Annotated in this window: 17 protein-coding genes; 4 read left to right on the top strand and 13 right to left on the bottom strand. The window is 46.9% G+C overall.

Features of this window, described 5'->3' with window-relative positions:
- Positions 1-3 precede the first annotated feature (3 nt).
- Positions 4-1,026, bottom strand: a complete 1,023-nt coding sequence (gene hrcA / locus KNO85_RS04785) for a heat-inducible transcriptional repressor HrcA (RefSeq protein WP_214787385.1) — start codon at positions 1,024-1,026, stop codon at positions 4-6.
- Positions 1,027-1,218: 192 nt separating this feature from the next.
- On the opposite strand from hrcA, the gene KNO85_RS04780 reads away from it, so the two are divergent.
- Entirely contained in the window at positions 1,219-1,824 is a 606-nt protein-coding gene (locus KNO85_RS04780) for a DUF1054 domain-containing protein (RefSeq protein WP_214787383.1), read from the top strand.
- 45 nt (positions 1,825-1,869) lie between these two features.
- On the opposite strand, the gene hemW is transcribed toward KNO85_RS04780, so the two are convergent.
- From hemW to lepA, 5 genes are all read right to left on the bottom strand, one after another.
- Complete coding sequence (gene hemW, locus KNO85_RS04775; protein ID WP_214787381.1) at positions 1,870-3,024, bottom strand: radical SAM family heme chaperone HemW; 1,155 nt, start codon at positions 3,022-3,024, stop codon at positions 1,870-1,872.
- 67 nt (positions 3,025-3,091) lie between these two features.
- A complete protein-coding gene (locus KNO85_RS04770) occupies positions 3,092-4,273 on the bottom strand; it encodes a DUF1015 domain-containing protein (protein ID WP_214787379.1) in 1,182 nt (393 codons plus the stop codon).
- Positions 4,274-4,283: 10 nt separating this feature from the next.
- A complete protein-coding gene (locus KNO85_RS04765; protein ID WP_214787377.1) occupies positions 4,284-5,447 on the bottom strand; it encodes a phosphoglycerate dehydrogenase in 1,164 nt (387 codons plus the stop codon).
- Positions 5,425-6,495 carry a 3-phosphoserine/phosphohydroxythreonine transaminase gene (gene serC / locus KNO85_RS04760; protein ID WP_214787375.1) on the bottom strand — a complete coding sequence of 357 codons (1,071 nt, stop codon included), beginning with the start codon at positions 6,493-6,495 and terminating at the stop codon, positions 5,425-5,427. The genes KNO85_RS04765 and serC overlap by 23 nt, the downstream gene beginning before the upstream one ends.
- Before the next feature lie 114 nt (positions 6,496-6,609).
- Positions 6,610-8,433 carry a translation elongation factor 4 gene (lepA, locus tag KNO85_RS04755; RefSeq protein WP_214693159.1) on the bottom strand — a complete coding sequence of 608 codons (1,824 nt, stop codon included), beginning with the start codon at positions 8,431-8,433 and terminating at the stop codon, positions 6,610-6,612.
- A gap of 219 nt (positions 8,434-8,652) precedes the next feature.
- Between lepA and rpsT the strand changes: the two genes are divergently transcribed.
- Positions 8,653-8,913, top strand: coding sequence for a 30S ribosomal protein S20 (gene rpsT / locus KNO85_RS04750; protein WP_012726675.1), 261 nt, complete (start codon positions 8,653-8,655; stop codon positions 8,911-8,913).
- A gap of 27 nt (positions 8,914-8,940) precedes the next feature.
- On the opposite strand, the gene KNO85_RS04745 is transcribed toward rpsT, so the two are convergent.
- Both KNO85_RS04745 and holA read right to left on the bottom strand, forming a co-directional pair.
- The gene (locus KNO85_RS04745) at positions 8,941-9,378 is read right to left on the bottom strand and encodes a GNAT family N-acetyltransferase (protein ID WP_214787373.1); all 438 of its coding nucleotides are present in this window, start codon (positions 9,376-9,378) and stop codon (positions 8,941-8,943) included.
- A 9-nt stretch (positions 9,379-9,387) separates the two neighbouring features.
- A complete protein-coding gene (gene holA, locus KNO85_RS04740; RefSeq protein WP_260569857.1) occupies positions 9,388-10,398 on the bottom strand; it encodes a DNA polymerase III subunit delta in 1,011 nt (336 codons plus the stop codon).
- Positions 10,399-10,488: 90 nt separating this feature from the next.
- Here holA and KNO85_RS04735 point away from each other — a divergent pair, with 90 nt between their 5' ends.
- The gene (locus KNO85_RS04735; RefSeq protein ID WP_214787369.1) at positions 10,489-10,653 is read left to right on the top strand and encodes a YqzM family protein; all 165 of its coding nucleotides are present in this window, start codon (positions 10,489-10,491) and stop codon (positions 10,651-10,653) included.
- Between the two features lie 61 nt (positions 10,654-10,714).
- On the opposite strand, the gene KNO85_RS04730 is transcribed toward KNO85_RS04735, so the two are convergent.
- The 4 genes from KNO85_RS04730 to KNO85_RS04715 form a co-directional block, all read right to left on the bottom strand.
- On the bottom strand, positions 10,715-12,832 hold the full coding sequence (locus KNO85_RS04730; RefSeq protein WP_214787366.1) for a DNA internalization-related competence protein ComEC/Rec2: 2,118 nt from the start codon (positions 12,830-12,832) through the stop codon (positions 10,715-10,717).
- A 1-nt stretch (position 12,833) separates the two neighbouring features.
- Complete coding sequence (locus KNO85_RS04725; RefSeq protein ID WP_214787364.1) at positions 12,834-13,409, bottom strand: helix-hairpin-helix domain-containing protein; 576 nt, start codon at positions 13,407-13,409, stop codon at positions 12,834-12,836.
- 252 nt (positions 13,410-13,661) lie between these two features.
- A complete protein-coding gene (locus KNO85_RS04720) occupies positions 13,662-15,305 on the bottom strand; it encodes a methyl-accepting chemotaxis protein (protein WP_214787362.1) in 1,644 nt (547 codons plus the stop codon).
- Positions 15,302-16,273, bottom strand: coding sequence for a BMP family lipoprotein (locus tag KNO85_RS04715; protein WP_214787360.1), 972 nt, complete (start codon positions 16,271-16,273; stop codon positions 15,302-15,304). Before KNO85_RS04715 ends, KNO85_RS04720 begins: the two co-directional genes overlap by 4 nt.
- Before the next feature lie 207 nt (positions 16,274-16,480).
- On the opposite strand from KNO85_RS04715, the gene KNO85_RS04710 reads away from it, so the two are divergent.
- The gene (locus tag KNO85_RS04710) at positions 16,481-16,750 is read left to right on the top strand and encodes a hypothetical protein (RefSeq protein WP_214787358.1); all 270 of its coding nucleotides are present in this window, start codon (positions 16,481-16,483) and stop codon (positions 16,748-16,750) included.
- Between the two features lie 67 nt (positions 16,751-16,817).
- Here KNO85_RS04710 and KNO85_RS04705 read toward each other — a convergent pair whose 3' ends face one another.
- On the bottom strand, positions 16,818-18,338 hold the full coding sequence (locus KNO85_RS04705) for a flotillin lipid rafts scaffold protein FloT (RefSeq protein WP_214787356.1): 1,521 nt from the start codon (positions 18,336-18,338) through the stop codon (positions 16,818-16,820).
- Position 18,339 lies beyond the last annotated feature (1 nt).

The raw sequence follows: 18,339 nt of genomic DNA, 5'->3' as shown, positions 1-18,339 counted from the left end.
CCGTCACTCATCTAGTTTCGTTCGTCGCAACGCTTCGATAATTTGTCCCATCATTTGCACACCGTGACGGTAATTCATCCGAGTCGGACCAATCATGGCAATTGTTCCGAATGTTTTCCCGTCTAGTGTATAATCCGAAGTGATGACACTACAATTCTGAAGGGCGACAATTCCATTCTCGCTCCCAATGCTCACATAAATCTCGCGATTTGGCAACGATTCGAGCCAATGCGTCAAACGTTCTTGCTCATCAATCCATTCTAGGAACGGCCGGAGCGTGTCCAGCGTCTGAAACTCGGGTTGGTTAAAGATATTTTTCTTACCTCCGAGATAGAGCGAAGACGGCGTTTGAATCCCAACCGTTGATTGAATCAGTTGCATCATATTTTCGTATTGCTGTCGCTGTGCGAGTTGCAATTTTGCAACCTCTTCCCCGATTCGGACTTTGAGTTGCCCGATCGATGTCCCAACGAGACGATCGTTTAACAATCGAATCGTTTCCTCGATGACGTCAGGAGCTACACGTGATTCAAACATGACGGTACGATGCTCGACATGACCTTGATCCGTGACGATGAGGACGACACCCCGTCGCTCATCTAATGGCATAAAGTCCACACGTGCCAATGTTTCAGACTGACTGTTTGGACCGAGGGCGACCGTCGTATAATTGGTCAAATCAGAAAGGAGATCTGCAGCTTGGCGAATCAGGATCTCAGACTCTTTCGAAGATTGTTTTAAACGCTCTTCTAAACGACCCGTTTCACGCTCGTCGATAATTTGTTTCTCGACGAGGTGGTCCACGTAATATCGGTATCCGACTTCTGACGGAATTCGACCCGCGGAAGTATGTGGTTTTTCAATTAACCCCATGTCTTCCAAATCGGCCATATCGTTCCGAATCGTTGCCGAACTAAACGTCAAATCGTCTCGTTTCGATAACGTACGCGAACCGACCGGTTGAGCCGTCTGAATATAATCATCAATGATGGCTCGAAGAATGAGCAACTGTCGATTTGTCAGCACAACATCACTCCTCTCTGAAAATGTTACCTCGCTTTATTAGCACTCATATTTAACGAGTGCTAATCACACTTCAAATATTATCACGTTCTCACTATTTGTCAATTCATACACTCCGATTTTTTCACCTTTTTTACAGACAGCAAACCTGAAAAAGAAGCAGTGTTTCGTTATGATAGAACGTGAGGTGATGAAATGTTTACAACGAAACAATTTAACGTATTCAAACAGGACGGACTCGACGAAAGAATGTCTGGTATCCGTTCGGATATCCAACCGCTCTTTCATCGGATTTATGACGAGGTCGGTCCACAACTCGAGGCAGATGTCGGAATCCCACTCTACCTACATGTGGCAAAACATGCACGCCGAACAGTGAACCCTCCGAAAGATACGTGGATGGCCATTTGTCATGATAAGCGAGGATATAAAAAGCATCCACACTTACAAGTCGGGCTTTTTGACGACCGTGTATTCATCTGGCTCGCGTTCATTTATGAGATGCCGAACAAAGACGCAATTGCGAAGCATCTGCAACAATTGGATTTTAAATCAACGTTCAACGATTTCCATATCGCTGGCGACCATATGAAAAAAGATGCGTTTCTTGTCGAAGAGACATCGAACGAAGACATCCAATCGTTACTCGAGCGATTTGGTACTGTCAAAAAAGCCGATTTCTTAATCGGGCGACAACTTCCTGCCGACGCATCGATTCTTCAAAACGAAAACGCCTTCCTCGCACTAGTCGAAGATACGTTCGCGCGACTCACACCGCTTTATCGTGACCTCGTCTTATAACCCTACAAAAATGGACAAATCCCTCACAAGGGATTTGTCCATTTTTCATGACTCGGCATGCTCGAGTTTCGCTTCTCCAATAAACGCTGCGAAAGCTTCATTCGCAAGTGGTAAACCGGACGCCGTCAGACGGATATGTGTGTCCGTCCGTTCAATCAGTGACTTCTTCACCAATTCATCGATGACGTGACCGAACACATCATCAAGCGACACGCCATACTTCTGTTTAAACGTCTGAAGGGAGACCCCGGAACGCATCCGTAGACCCAGGAATAACTCTTCCTCCATTTTTTCCACTTCTTCAAGCTCGGTCACCCGTTTCACCGGGATGCCTTCCGCTTTAATATAGTGAGGAATCGGTGCGATGTTGGCACGACGCGTACCGTTCAAATAACTGTGCGCACCTGCCCCGAATCCATAATACTCTTCATTTCGCCAGTACACTTGATTGTGACGACTTTCTCGCCCCGGCAATCCATAGTTTGAGATTTCATATTGCTTCAGTCCGTGTCGTTCAAGTGTCTCCATCACTTTCAGGTACATCTCGACCTCGACATCTTCACCCGGTAAACGGAGTTTCCCTTTTCGGTCCTGTATCGCAAACACGGTATGCGGTTCAAGGATCAAGGAATAAGATGAGACGTGCTGAATCGGAAGTTGTAGCGCGAGTTCTAAGTCTCGCTCAATTTGCTCGAGCGTCTGTTCTGGTAATCCGAACATGAGATCGATTGAAATATTATCAAAACGTTTCGCCGCTTCGTTCACGGTTTCAAACACATCATCTGCCCGATGCGTTCTCCCAATGCGCTCAAGTCCACCATCATCGAACGTCTGGACACCGAAACTGAGTCGATTGACGCCACCGGCTTTCATCGTGTCGAGTTTTTCCGTGCTCACGAAGTTCGGATTCGCTTCAACAGAATACTCTAGATCTTCTGAAGCAAACGGGAGGAGATGTTGACGGACCATGTCCATCAAGCGAGCCATCTGCACTTCATTGAGCGCGGTCGGTGTGCCCCCTCCGATAAAGATCGTCTCGATCTGCTCTGTCGGGAACGCTTCGAGTGTCAACTTCATCTCTCGTTCTAATGCATCTAAATATTCATCAACAGGTTGGTTTTTCAAAAACACCTTGTTGAAATCACAGTAATAACAAATATGTTCACAAAATGGAATGTGAAGATATACGGCTTTAGCCAATTTCGGCCACCCCTTTCTTCTCATTCCATTTATAACGCTTTTCGTCCGTTCTTTCCAGCCTGCGCCATCAATCGAACCGATGAATAAAGAGTCCGCTCTTTAATTTCGGTTCGAACCATGTCGATTTTGGTGGCATTTGGCCACCACTATCGGCCACTCGCATCAGCTGAGGCATCGTCGTTTCATGGCATGTAAATAATAATTGGTCCGGTACTTGCGCGAGTTGTTGCAATTCTTCGATTGACCTGTTCCCTCCCACAAAATCGACTCTAGCATCCGTACGAATATCTTCAACGTTGAAGTAAGGAGCAAGGAGATCACGTTGTAAGATGGTGACATCGAGATCGGTTTCATTTTTTCGTTTGGATAACCTGTAATAATTTCCTCGATACGCAGCGCCGAACACGCCATGATTTTCAGGCAAGACGAGTTCATCTACTTCTGTCACTTCATATGAGAACGAAAGTCCTTCCAACATATGTTCCACTTCTTCAGGTACGATTTTTGTAAGCAGACGGTGATATGGTAAAATCGTCAACTCGTCACTTGGGAAGAGAACGCCTAAAAAGTGGGTGCGCTCGTTCTTTTGAGAATGACCTCCGCCCATCCCGGAAACGACCGCTGCCGCTTTCGCACGATGATGCCCATCTGCGATATAAATGGATGGGATGGTGGCGCCAATCATCATGACACGAGCGAGTTCTCGGCTCGGGATCATGAACCCTTCGTGCAACACCCCACGCTCATCCATAAACGAGAACAACGGCTCTTCTTCCGTGGCACTATTTAAAATCTGTTTGAGACTCGCATGAGGCGGATGGCTGAGTAAAATCGGACCGGTGTGCGCTCCTGTCGCCTGAACATGTTCGACTCGTTCTCGCTCTTTTTTTTCACGGGTATGTTCGTGAATTTTGATTCGACCGGTTTCATAATCTGCGACTGAAAACGTGGAAACCAACCCGGTTTGTTGACGTTCGTTCCGCGTCAAGCGATAGACGTAGAAACCACTTGGGCGGACCGTCAACTCGTCTGCATACAAACGCTCTAACTCCTGACGTGCCCGTTGTCCCCAGTCTTCAAGTGAGAGTTCCGCTTGGAGCGCTTCTGGTTTATCCACTCTTAAAAATGAGTTCGGTTGCTTCGCGATGATCTCTTTCGCTTCTTCTACGGACACGACGTCATATGGATCTGCGGCAACGTTTTCCGCGTGTATCGGCATATACGGGCTAAACGGTTTAAATACGACCATAATATCCTCCTTAAAATTCTCGGACGCGAATGACGCCTTTGATGTCATACAGTGCATGAATCGATAACGGTTCATGTTCGTTGTTGTCTAAGTCGATCAACGTATACGCCATCTCACCACGACTACGGTTGATCATATTATCGATATTCAACCCATGAGAGGCGAGCTCTCCTGTAATTTGTCCGACCATGTTCGGTACATTTTGATGTAAAATCGCGAGGCGACGTTTTCCGGTATACGGAAGCTCCGCATTCGGGAAATTAGCGGACGAACGAATGTTGCCGGTCTCAAGATATAATTTAAGCGTGTCGACGGCTTGAATCGCACAATTGACTTCTGATTCTCTCGTCGAAGCACCGAGATGTGGCAACGCCATCACTTGAGGATGACCGATGAGCGTATGACGAGGGAAATCGGTAATGTAGAGTCCGACATGATGATGGAATGCCTCTACTAAATCGTCATCTTTCACGAGTTCCCCTCGTGCGAAATTTAAAACGGTCATGCCGGGCTTCATCCGCTCGAACCAACTACGGTCGATGCTGAAACGCGTCTCTTTCGTAAGTGGCATATGAATCGACAAAAGGTCAACCGCTCCTAAAACCTCACTTAAATGTTTGGCGCGTGTGACGTGTTTCGAAATGTTCCAAGCGGCATCGACCGAGAGATGAGGATCATATCCGATAACATCGACCCCGAGTTGAAGGAGATCATTGGCAAGTGAAGCCCCGATGGCACCAAGCCCAATGATTCCTACTTTCTTCCCCCGTAACTCGGCCCCGAGGAACTGCCGTTTCTGTTGTTCCATCGCTTTTTCTAACTGAGATTGCGACTCGGTCGTCTGTTCATTTACCCAGTTGAAACCTTTGACAATCGGTCTTACTGAGAGAATCATGCTCGCGAGGACAAGTTCTTTTACGGCATTCGCATTTGCACCCGGAGTATGGAACGCCACAACGCCTTGTTTCGCGAGTTGATCGAGCGGTAGATTGTTGACACCAGCCCCGGCTCTGGCGATGGCAAGCAGGTGCGGCGGAATCTCTTCATCGTGCACATTATGACTTCTCAGTACCCAGGCGTCGGCTTGGTCTGATGCATTGATGACATACTCGTTCTGCTCAAATCGTTTCAGGCCGGCAGCAGCGATTTGGTTAAATGTTTTGATGTGATACATCGTTCTCCTCCTCAAATGCTCTCATGACGTCGACAAGGCGTTCAGCACCTTCACGTGGCATCGCGTTGTATAAACTTGCTCGAAGCCCACCGACGGAACGGTGCCCACCTAGTTCAAGCAATCCTCTCTCGATGGCAAATTGTTGAAAACTTAAGTCTCGACCATGATCCCCTGTCGTGAACGGGATGTTCGTCAATGATCGACGTTCACCTGAAACGAGAGGAGAAAATACATTCGACTGTTCAAGGAATGAATAAACCGCCTCACTTTTTTCACGATTTAGTCGCTCCATCGCCTCAACGCCTCCTTGGTCTTCCACCCACTTCAGGACACGTTCGGCTGCATACATACTGAGCGTCGATGGTGTGTTGAATAACGTATCGACATGAGACGCATAATCAAGGTAGCTCGGCAACTCCTTCGACTGAATCAAGTCGCGACGTATGATAATGACCGTAAGTCCTGCAGGTCCGATATTCTTCTGGGCACCAGCATAGATTACCCCGAAACGCTCCACGTCGATGTGCTCCGCCAAAATGTTCGATGAGGCATCCGCAATAATCGGCACAGTCGTTTCTGGTAAATTTGTAAATCGGGTTCCTTCAATCGTGTTGTTCAGCGTCACATGGAGATAGTCGACATCTTGGACAAGACTCGGCTCGAATGACATCCCACCCGCCTCATCTATGAGTGGATGGATGACGTCGACCTGTCCAAAGTGTTTGGCATCTTCCATCGCTTTTTTAGACCACACCCCAGTATCGACATAGGCGAATCGATTTTGATTCCGCAAGTTCATCGGAATCATTGAAAATTGAAGCGTCGCCCCACCTTGTAGCCAAAGAACCGCATAGTTCTCAGGGATATGCATGAGTCTCCTCAGCCTCGCCTCAAGAGAGTCGACTACATGTTGGAAAGACTCCGAGCGATGACTCGTTTCGATAATTGAAATCCCATCGTATTCAAACGTCAGGAGATGTTGTTGAATCTCTTGCATCACTTCTTTTGGTAGCATGCCGGGACCCGCAGAATATGTATACGTCGACACGGTGTTTCCTCCTCTATAGTCTGTCTAAGGGTGTACTCTTCCTTACACGAAGTCCCATTTCCTGCCTAAACAAAAAAATCACCCTGATTCGAAAATCAGGATGATTCGATCCAATTACTCTTCGTCCATAGAAAGTACAGACATGAACGCTTCTTGCGGGACTTCGACAGACCCGACCATCTTCATGCGCTTCTTACCTTCTTTTTGTTTCTCAAGGAGTTTCCGCTTACGCGAGATATCTCCTCCATAACATTTAGCAAGAACGTTTTTACGAAGTGCTTTGATTGTCGAGCGGGCGACGATTTTTGTTCCGACAGCAGCTTGTACCGGGACTTCGAACTGCATCCGCGGGATGAGCGCCTTCAACTTCTCGACGATGACTTTTCCACGTTCATATGCAAAGTCACGGTGTACGATGAAGCTGAGGGCATCGACTACTTCGTTGTTGAGCAAGATATCCATCTTCACAAGACGCGATTGGCGATAGCCGATCAACTCATAATCGAGAGACGCATAGCCTTTCGTGCTCGATTTCAATTGGTCGAAGAAGTCGTAGACGATTTCACTAAGCGGAATTTCATACGTGATTTTGACTCGTGTCGTATCGATATATTGCATATCGATGAACGTCCCACGTTTCTTCTGACAAAGCTCCATGATGGCACCGACATAATCGTTTGGTGTCATGACAGCCGCTTTGACGTATGGTTCTTCAATCGACTCTACCTTTTGTTGTTCAGGCATCTTCGATGGGTTATCGACGTGAACGACTTCTCCTGAAGTCGTCGTCACGTGATAGATAACCGATGGTGCTGTCGTGATCAAGTCGATTCCAAATTCACGTTCAATCCGTTCTTGGATGATTTCCATGTGAAGCATTCCGAGGAACCCACAGCGGAAACCGAATCCGAGCGCTTGTGACGTCTCCGGTTCAAACTCGAGCGCAGCATCGGAAAGTTGAAGCTTTTCGAGTGCCTCACGGAGGTCATTGTAGTTGGCTGCATCAATCGGATACAATCCGCAGTACACCATTGGGTTCATCTTACGGTAACCAGGAAGCTGACTCGTTGCCGGGTTTTTCGCGAGTGTGATTGTATCCCCGACACGAACATCTCCAACTGTTTTAATTGACGCAGAAAGCGTACCTACGTCACCGACGTTCAATTCTTTGACCGAGACCGGCTTCGGTGTCGATACACCGAGGTCTGTCACTTCGAACGTCTTGCCAGTTGCCATCATTTGAACTTTATCTCCTACTTTGACCGAACCGTTGACGATACGAATCGATGCGACGACACCACGGTAAGCATCATAATACGAGTCGAAAATCAAAGCTTGCAACGGTTCTGAAGGGTCACCCGTCGGAGGTGGGACGAGTTCCACGATTTGCTCGAGAATCTCTTCAATTCCGATACCTGCCTTCGCAGATGTCGGAACCGCATCGCTCGCGTCGAGTCCGATGACGTCTTCAATTTCTTGACGAACACGATCGACATCCGCTGACGGCAAGTCGATTTTATTGATGACCGGAATGATTTCGAGGTCGTTATCGAGAGCTAAGTAAACGTTCGCAAGAGTTTGCGCTTCAATTCCTTGAGCCGCATCGACGACGAGAATCGCACCTTCACATGCTGCAAGCGAACGCGACACTTCATACGTGAAGTCGACGTGTCCTGGCGTGTCGATCAAGTGAAGAATATACTCTTCTCCGTCTTTTGCCGTATAATTCAACTTAACGGCGTTCAGTTTGATTGTAATTCCGCGCTCGCGCTCTAAATCCATCGCGTCGAGCGTCTGCTCTTTCATCTCACGAGCCGTGAGTGCACCAGTTTTTTCAAGAATCCGGTCAGCGAGTGTCGATTTTCCATGATCGATGTGAGCGATGATCGAAAAGTTACGAATCTTCTTCTGACGATTCTCTAATTCTTGTTTGTTCATATATGGGTTCACCTATCCTTCTCATGCATACCGTGTCATTATATCAAAATCCTAAAGTAATGTGTACGACCTACTACAACAATACCACATATAGTTTTCAGAATAATCATCAAGTGGTTGCTTTTCATATAACCGTTTGCTACAATTGTGCTTGTTCTGTTGAATGATTACTTGAAGTAATAAGAACATACACTTTCTTGTTTCAGGAGGTGACAAACAATGGCAAACATCAAATCAGCAATCAAACGTGCAAAAACTTCTGAAAAACGTCGTGTTGCGAACTCTCAAGAGAAAGCGGCAATGCGTACAGCAGTAAAACGTGTTGATGCTCTCGTACTCGAAGGAAACAAAGAAGCTGCTCAAGAAGCTTTCGTCCTCGCTACGAAGAAGCTCGACAAGGCTGCATCAAAAGGCCTTATCCACAAAAACAAAGCAGGTCGTGATAAATCACGCCTCGCAGCTCGTATCGCTGCTCTCTAATTAGAGACCAAACGAAACAGCCGCCTCCTACTCGGAGCCGGCTGTTTTTTTGTATACCATGACATAATGAGGACCAATACCAGGAATGTCGAACGGTTTACCGATTCGCACGAGACCGTTCCGTTCGTAGAAACGAACGGCCACTTCTCTGGCGTTGCACCACCATGACCCATCTATTTCTTCATGCAACGCCTGTAAGAAGCACGATCCGATTCCTTGTCCGGCCAGATTCGGGTCCGTCGCCATTCCACGCAGTTGGTACGGTACCGATTCCCCATTGATTAGTCTCGAGGACAACATGACAGTCGCGACCGATTGTACGCGATCTTCTTCGACCCAGGCAAAGTGACGTGTCGTTGACGCTTCATCCCCTTCAAAATAACAGGTCTCAATCCCTCTACCTGGTCTAAGAACAATATGCCGAAGTGGAATCACATCTTGTAATGTCACTTGTTTCAACCCCATCTTCTCACCTCACAAAAGGGCCAGTTGGCAAACGAGTGTATCAAAGATAATTTGTTTGTCGCCACGACCTGTTTTCATTGCTTCATCTGCATCTGCAATCAATGTCAATGCTTGCGCGAGTTGGGCTTCCGAGAAGTTACGGCTCGCTTGTGTCGCTAGTTTGACGGTGTAAGGATGGGCCCCAATTTTTGATGCGATTTGTTTTTCCCCATACCCTGACTCTGTCAATTGTTTCGATAAATACATGTTTCGATATTGTCTTGCTAACAAACCGAGAAGTCCAATCAATTCTTGCCCTTGCTTCTCTAAGTCACGTACTAACCGAAGCGCTGCATCCGCTCGCCGTTTGACGAGTAGTTCGGATAATTGAAACACGTTATCTTCTAACGTACGTGGTACCAAATCATTCACGATGTCAATCGGGATCGTTGCACCTGTTCCGGCATAAAGTTGCAGTTTCTCTAATTCTCGGACTAATTTTCCCCAATCATCCTGGCATAAAAATAAAAGTCGCTCCATAGTCGCACGTTCCATTTTTTGTTGATCTTGACTGAGCGTATCGTTCACATATCGCATCAATTCTGCTTGGCTCGGCTTCTTGGCTTCGAGTACGATGGCTCGCTCTTTTAGACGTTTCACAATCTTTTTACGTTCATCGAGTTTTTCTGACTCGACAATTAAGACGAGAACAGAATAAGTCGCCGGCTGAACAACATATTCGGCGAGTCGGTCCACGTTATGCTTTTGTTTTTCTTTTGCCCCCGTCAAAAATTGCGCATTCTTGACGATAACCGTCCGAAATTCACTGAAGAAAGGGACGGTCTCTGCTTCATCAAGCGCAGTATCTAATGACGTCTCTTGCAGGTCGAGTTGCATGACATCAAATTGATCACCGGATGGATTGGCCGCCTTCACGATTCCGCGTTCCCAGTTCTCTAATAAATATTTTTCAGTTCCATAGAGAACATAGACGCTCGCTAGTTTACCATTATGTAACCACGGTTCATTCAAAACACACACCACTTTCACAATTTATTCTCATCTAAACATAGATTATCTTCGCATGATTCGCTATACTTATAAAGGAAGTATGATAAGGAGGGACCTAATATGCAAATCAACTCTGTACGTCCACCGAGTGAAAACCCGTTTGAAAATGACGTTCAATGTAAACGTAATGACGCCATCGACTCTGCGATTGGCTTCATCGTCCCATTTGGCTTTTTCTTCACGATTTTCTTCATCGGTGTCGTCATCAAATTCTTGAGCTTATAAGTTTTCAAACGATTGCCCCGGGGGAGCAATCGTTTTTTAGTGTATCATATTTGTTCATGTGCTAGTCGATGATCCCCCGACACATTCTTTTTTCGCAAACGATCATCCCGTCGAGGTCGGTCCGTAACAAACGGCGCCCTACAATCCGGTCTAACGTTTCCTGATGCGGGTGACCATAACGATTGTTCGCCCCGACGCTTGCAATCACCCACTCCGGATTGATTCGCTCGAGCAACGCTTCTCCTGAAGACGTATTCGAGCCATGATGCCCTAATTTAAACACGTCGACATCAAGTGTCGGAAGCCCCAATTCTTCTTCAATCGGCAAATCTCCTGTTAATAAATACCGCATGCCACCTACATTCATGTAGAGACTGATTGAATGATCATTTTCATCCTCATGTGCTTTGTTCGGTGCAACGACCCACATCCAAGGCATCGGACGATCTCCTGCCTCGAGATAGCGGATGGACGCCCCGTACTTTACGGCTAGCCGCAGAATCTCCTCACGTTTCTCAACATTCGCCACTTCTTTCGATAACCAGATTTCTTTTACATGCACGAACTTCAACAACCCTTCTAAACCACCGATGTGGTCGTGGTCCGCATGCGTTAGAAGGACAAAATCGACTGCGCGTTCTCCTCGCTTCCATATGTAAGGTGCCACAACGTCCGCACCGGGGTCATATATAGTCCGCTTTTGTTCCTTTGGATCCTGAAACACGCCGCCGACATCAATCAAACCAATCGTTTCTCCCGACTCGACGACGATCGCATCACCTTGACCGACATCTAAAAATGTCACCCGTGGAGACTCTGACCACTCCGACCATCCAGCAACGAGAATACACGTGACAAGGGCCATACACCATCCCAGCCTTCGTTTATATTGAAGAAGAAGCAGACTGCTCCATATTCCAACCCATAAACTGACTTGTTGCGGAAACAGCAATTCATGCAACGGCATCCAAGGGCGATATGCATCATGCATGGAGAAGATCCCGTTGATGGCGTCTAGGATCATCATGAATACAGGTTCGGTTTCAGGAATGACCCAGACGATGAAAGCGAGCGGCATCATCACCCATGATATGCAAAAGGCCATCACGATATTGAAAAGTGGAGCGGTGACGGATAGAATCGGTTGAACTTGCCAGAGGATAAGTAATCCAAATAATTGGGCGAACACGGACAAACCCAACAATCCAGTCCACATTTGTCTTGTGACCAACAAGAAAAACGTCATCCCAACCGTTAACTGAAACCCTAAATTCGAAAGAAGGTATGGCTGGAAGGCGAGCATTGCGGCCGCGCACCAACTAAGCAGACGAATCGGGTCTCTGACCGATATACTAAACAAAGAAAGGATGAGCAAGACATCCGCCACAAGGACAGCTCGCGCGACCGGTGGCGAAAAACCTGTCAACCATCCGAACGCTGTGATCGTCAAAAGGATCAATATCGTCTTTGTCTCTCGTCGAATCGGGATTGGTCGAAACAGTGCTCGCAAGGCAACAATCAAAAGAGCGATATGTGAACCTGAGATGACGAGGAGATGTAAGAGTCCTGTGACCCGATATGAAAAGGAGGTCTCATCATCAAGCATCCGGCTTTCTCCGAACAGTAATGCTTCTATATAAAGTGCGACATCGGCGCGATACCGTTGTTCGATTTGTTGGAGATGTCTTTCTTTCCACCTTAACATCCAACCGTTCATTCCAGGTGTCGGACGGCACTCATCGATTCGTTTGATCTTTCCTTTAAAAGATAAGTTCGAACTCGTCGCCCACTCCCTTTCATCAAATCCCCCAATATTACGCAATGGCTGAAACGTTTCGTGTTCCATTTCTACGAGACACGTCTCACCTGGTCTTCCAATAGAAAGTTCTCTCCCCCGCAACACTCCTTCATGCGTCTCGACGTTTCCATATAACCGAACCGAATTTCCGTTCTCTTTACGACTCTCAATCGAAAACGCCACTGTGTCTGTCGGTGTCCATTCTGCTGTATCAGCGTGTAGCCATGCAATCAAGACGAGGAGAATAACACCGACTTTCGCATACAGGTTTTGTCCATCTCGTGACGCCACGTATAACACACCAGAAACGAGTGTGACGAGGTAGACTCCTTCAGTCAATCCGCTCACCATCAATACCGCAAATAGTGGAAATAACGGCATCTCATGGTACCAATAAGTAAGGCTTCATACTTTCTAATGTTTTCTCTCCGAATCCTTTCACATCACCTAAGTCTTCGTATGTTTTAAATGGACCATTCTCTTTTAGATGGTTTAGAATCGCGTCTGCTTTTGCAGGACCAATACCAGGGACCGACATTAATTCTTCTTTCGTGGCACTATTCACATGTACCCCATTTGATTCTAGCTCTGTGCTTGGTACCTCTTGCGCGATCGGTGCTTCTCCTTTTTTCGGCACGATGATTTTCACCCCGTCCACGAGCAGTTGTGCCAAATTTAACTGTTCCGGGTCGGCTTCATCTGTTAATACTGCCAATGAGAGAACATCCCCGACTCGCGCGCCTTCTGGAACGGTATAGACGTTCGGAGACTCGACCGCGCCTGTGACATAGACCACGATTTCTAATCGCTCTACTGTCTCAGGTGGAGCCACTTCTTCTGATTCTACGACGAATTCATCGACGACACGTTCTTCTGGTTCTTTATTATAAAATAAATAACCAACCCCTAAAAACAGGACGACGACAACACCGATGATGACCTGCTTCCACTTTTCCAAGGCGATTCTCTCCTCTGATTAGACTGTTGACTCTAGTATGGCGAATCACGAATGACCACACTTGTGATGTTGACGGTGTCTACCCATTCAGAACGAAATCGTTTCACTGTGTGCTCTGTAACCGATTTTCATATTTTATGAAAGACAATCACTAATTTTATATCGCCCCAATTGTTTCGGATCCTAAAACACTAAAACAGCAAAAAAACCGAAAACCAATAGTTGGTCTTCGGTCATTCTGCATAAGGATGCTTACTCTTCTTCGAAATGCTGGACTTGGTCGGCGAGTGCCGCTGCCTGCCCTTCTAGTTCTTGCATCAATGTAAAGATTTGATCAAAGCTAGCCTGTTGTTCTTTCATCGAGGCCGCCACTTCCTCGTTTCCAGCCGCCAATTCTTCCGTTACGCCCGATACTTCCTCGACTCGTCGCAACACGTTATTCACTTCAGTACTTGATGTCCGCATCTCTTGTTCAATCGTACGGACGAATGAAGCGACATGGTCTGTACGCTCATGGATTCGGTTAAAGGCTTCCTTCGTCAATCCAAACGCTTCAAGCTGCGCTTCTTGTTCACGTTTCGATTCATTAACCGTTTCCGTCAAACGTACAACTTCTTGTTGAATCGTCTCAACGACATGGAAAATCGAACGGGTCGCCTTATTGCTCTCTTCCGCCAACTTTTTCACTTCGCTCGCTACGACTGCGAACCCACGCCCTGCTTCTCCTGCGCGTGCCGCTTCAATCGCTGCGTTTAAGGCAAGCAAGTTCGTCTGGGCCGCAACATCTTCCACGAGCTTCGCCATCGATTCAATCTCGGCCGTCTGTTTAGCAAAGTGATCCATTCTCGTGACAAGTACTTCATTTCGTTCACTCGAGCGATCAAGGATATGTTCCTGATCAGTTAACGTCTCAATCCCGGCTGCCACTTCACGAGTCATCTCCGACGTCTCTTCTGTCGTCTGTTTCGTTTGATTCAAGCTCGTCTCGAACGACGTTGCCATCGTATGGACCGAACTTAGCGTTTCTTGCAATTCATTGGCAATCGACTGCGCACCATGTGCCATTTCATCCACGGCATTCGTGATATTTGACGTCGTGCTGACGACCGCTTCATTTTCAGCTGCTGCCGTTTCAGTCATCCCATTCACTTTCATCGATGTCACGCGAATCGAACCGATGACCGTTTGTAACGATGCCGTCATCTCACGCATGGCGCGTTCGAGTCGTCCGATTTCATCATTTCGATTCGACTCCGGCAATGTGACGAGGCGTCCAGAAGCAATAGCTTCTGCCACCTTCACATTTCGCTCGAGCGGGCGAGTGATGGAACGTGCAAAGAAGAAGTTGTAAATTCCAAGCGCTATGACGACAAGAACCGTTAACAAAATCGAGATGAACAATAGACGCTCTGTCTCATTCGCTGCTTCTACTTGTAACGCTTCATAGAACGAACCGTTCTTTGCAATCAACGTATTGATATCATTTAACAAGCCTTCGAGTTTGGCAGCTTGAATTCGAGCACCAATCCCGCCTTCTAATGCAGATTCGACATCTTCATTCACTTGTTCATACTTCATCGTGGCACGATCTAGGTGATTCGAAAATTCTGGAATCAAGTATGATTGTTTTAATTCATCAAACGTTTCCGCATTTAATTCACGGACTCGTTCAAGCTGAACAAGTGTGGACTGATTCGACTGCTCTCCGAGTGATGTCCAGAGCGACTGTTCTTGCAAGAGTGACGTCTCGAGCTGAGACAATTCAATCATTTGACTACCGTACTGTTCATTGTATGTCTGCAAGCGATTTAAGGTCGATAACACATAGCTCATCATGAGGACAATTAAGACGACGGTGAACACCGTTGAGAAGATAAAACGTTTACGCAAACTCATTGTAGTGTCCCCTCCTTCAGTTGACGCTCGACCGATTCATACTGGGTCATCTCTTGTTCATCCCACTGAATACGACGAAGCGGCGCTAGGCCGACACCACCTTCTTCAATACCTAGAATGACATGATCGTTGAATGGTTGTTTTGTCACACGACCAGCGATTTCAACGATTGCCAAATCGACTTGTTTCAACATTGAAGTCACGACCGCATCAGGTGCAATCATCGATTGATCGCTATCGACTCCGATTGCTTTTATTCCATATTTTTCAGCAGTCTCGAGTACCCCGACTCCAGTGAGGCCCGCCGCTGCATAGAGAACGTCCGCCCCTTCTTTGATTTGTTTCTCCGCTAACTCGCGTCCAAGCTCTGGTGAGGCGAAGTCGTTGGAGAAGTCGACGAGCATCTCGACATCCTCGTTTACAGATTTTGCTCCTCGTTCAAATCCAGACTCGAACTTCTGGATAAGTTCAATATCCATTCCACCGATAAAACCGATTGTATCGGACTCTGTCTCGAGACCTGCAACCGCTCCCGCGAGCGCACTGCCTTCTCCTTCTTCAAACGTTACATTTAAGACGTTCGGCAGTTCTGACACGCCATCAATAAGGGCAAATTGTTGATTCGGATGCGCTGTCGCTACCGTCTCGAGATCTTCCTGACAAGCAAAACCAAGACCGACGATTACATCATGGCCCTCTTTGACCAACTCTTCAAACCCTGCTTGATACGTCTCGGTCTCAGATAATTCACGATAGTCAACGAACCATTCGCCCGTCTCGCGTAACTCCCCCATACCACGCATCGCCGCATCACTGAACGATTGGTCCCCGAGACCAACATCCGATAGGACGACACCCATCGTCTGACGTTCTTCAACAGCGGCAGTTGGGTCATCGATGACCGACTGGCAACCAGATAGCCACAACGAACAGGCTGTGAATGTACTGATTATTATGCTTTTCTTCATGTATTCCATACTCCCTCTCTCTATTGGTCTGACAACTCTTTTATCGACAGAGAGGAAGCGGTTCTCCATAATTTTTTTTAAAAGTTGTGGGAATGAAATGTCGGGGATATCTGACAATGTGAGATGTTTCAAAAGGGGATTTTTCCCAATTGTTGAATTTATAAGATGAATGACGATGATGACAAATCCGAAGGGAGGATTGAGGGAATGATTGAAAAGATGATTCGACATAGTTGGAACGTCATATCTGGATTGTTTGTACTCGGATTATCACTTTGGTTGAGTGGTCCTGGTATAGCAGAATCAGACATCCCACAATATCGTTGGTATTTCATGCTATGGTTCGCACTATGGACGATCGGCTTTATCTTACAGTTCAGACCGCGGATGAAATGGATCGGCCTATTCATCACATTCATACCAACATTGTATTACTTGATTGATGTTCTAAAAGCGACAGAAGTCATCTCGTACTAGTCAATCATGCGTAACATCGTGCCACACAAAAAACAGAGCCATAGACATCGTCTATGGCTCGTGTCGTTTATTCTTTTGAAGCAGCGACTGTCGTATCTGCTAACTCTCGCTCCGGTGCAGGAGCTTTTGCGACATTCCCTTTACCTGCAAAGTTTTCAAGCAAATCTTTCATATCGATGCCTGATGATGCTTTCAACGTTTGTTGCAATGAAGCCATGAGGTCCGTTGCATATCCCGTCACTTTCCCTGCTCCACCGTTTTGACCACCGCCAGTATCGACGACCGTGATTTGATCGATATTGCCAAGTGGTGCAGCAATCTCCTTCGCATAATCTGGAAGCATTTTGACGACCATATCGAGAATCGCAGCCTGTCCATATTGAGCGAACGCCTCGGCGATTTTCTCTTTCGCTTCCGCTTCTGCAAGACCCGTCAAGCGAATGATTTCAGCTTCCGCCTCACCCTTCGCACGTTCAGAATCGGCTTCAGCAAGACCAGCCAATCGAACACGTTCCGCATCCGCTTTCGCTTGTGCTTCGATACGATATTTTTCCGCATCTGCGCTTGCGATTTGACGTGCTTTATCCGCAGCAGCCGACTGTTCGATCGAGTAACGGTCCGCATCGGCTTTTTTCTTCACTTCAGAATCATATTGCTTCTCACGACGCATGATTTCTTTCTCTTCGAGCTCGATTTGCTTTTGACGCTCGATGATTTGAACTTGCATCTGTTGTTCTGTAACTTCTTGCTTCGCACGTGCTTCCTCGAGTTCATACGCTTGGTCAGCCCGAGCTTTCGCGACGTCTTGCTCGCGACGGTATGCCGCAATCCGAAGTTGATTCTCTTTTTCGGCTTCGGCAATTTCAGATGCTCGTTCTAGTTCTGCTTTTTTCGCATCTTTCATTGCTTCCGCCTGTTTGATGCGCGTCTCTTTGTCTGCTTCCGCAGTCGCGATATCGGCATCACGCTTCACCTGAGCGATACGAGGTTTACCGAGTGATTCTAAATAACCGTTTTTATCTCGAACATCTTTAATGGTGAACGAAACAATCACGAGCCCCATTTTCGCCAAGTCTTGAGAAGCGACACGTTGCACTTCTTGAGAAAACTTGTCTCGGTTTTTGTAAATTTCTTCGACTGTCATCGACCCAAGAATAGATCGCAAATGACCCTCTAACACTTCTTTTGCTTCATTCTCTCGTTCTACTTTCGGTTTTCCGAGGAACTGTTCAGCAGCTGTCGCAATTTCACTGATTGACCCGCCGATTTTAATGATGGCTGTTCCATCCGCCATGACCGGTACACCTTGTTCGGTATATACTTCAGGCGTCGTTACTTCTAATTTGCTTGAAAGTAAACTAAGTGGTTCTGCTTGTTGGAACACTGGTAAGACGAACGTCCCCCCACCACGAATAATTTTGACGCGGTTGCCGGAAGTATCACTATGTACATTTTTCTTGCCTAAATAACTACCCGTAACAATCAATGCTTCGTCAGGTCCGACTGTGCGATATTTCAACACGAATACAAACACGAGTGCAAGGATGATGACCCCGGCGATGATGCTGACTAAAATAGCCGTATTCATA

The sequence above is a fragment of the Exiguobacterium sp. s124 genome, from assembly GCF_018617485.1.
Classification (GTDB): Bacteria; Bacillota; Bacilli; order Exiguobacteriales; family Exiguobacteriaceae; genus Exiguobacterium; species Exiguobacterium aestuarii.
Note: the sequence above shows the minus strand (reverse complement) of the source record. Positions and strands in the feature narration are given on the sequence as shown.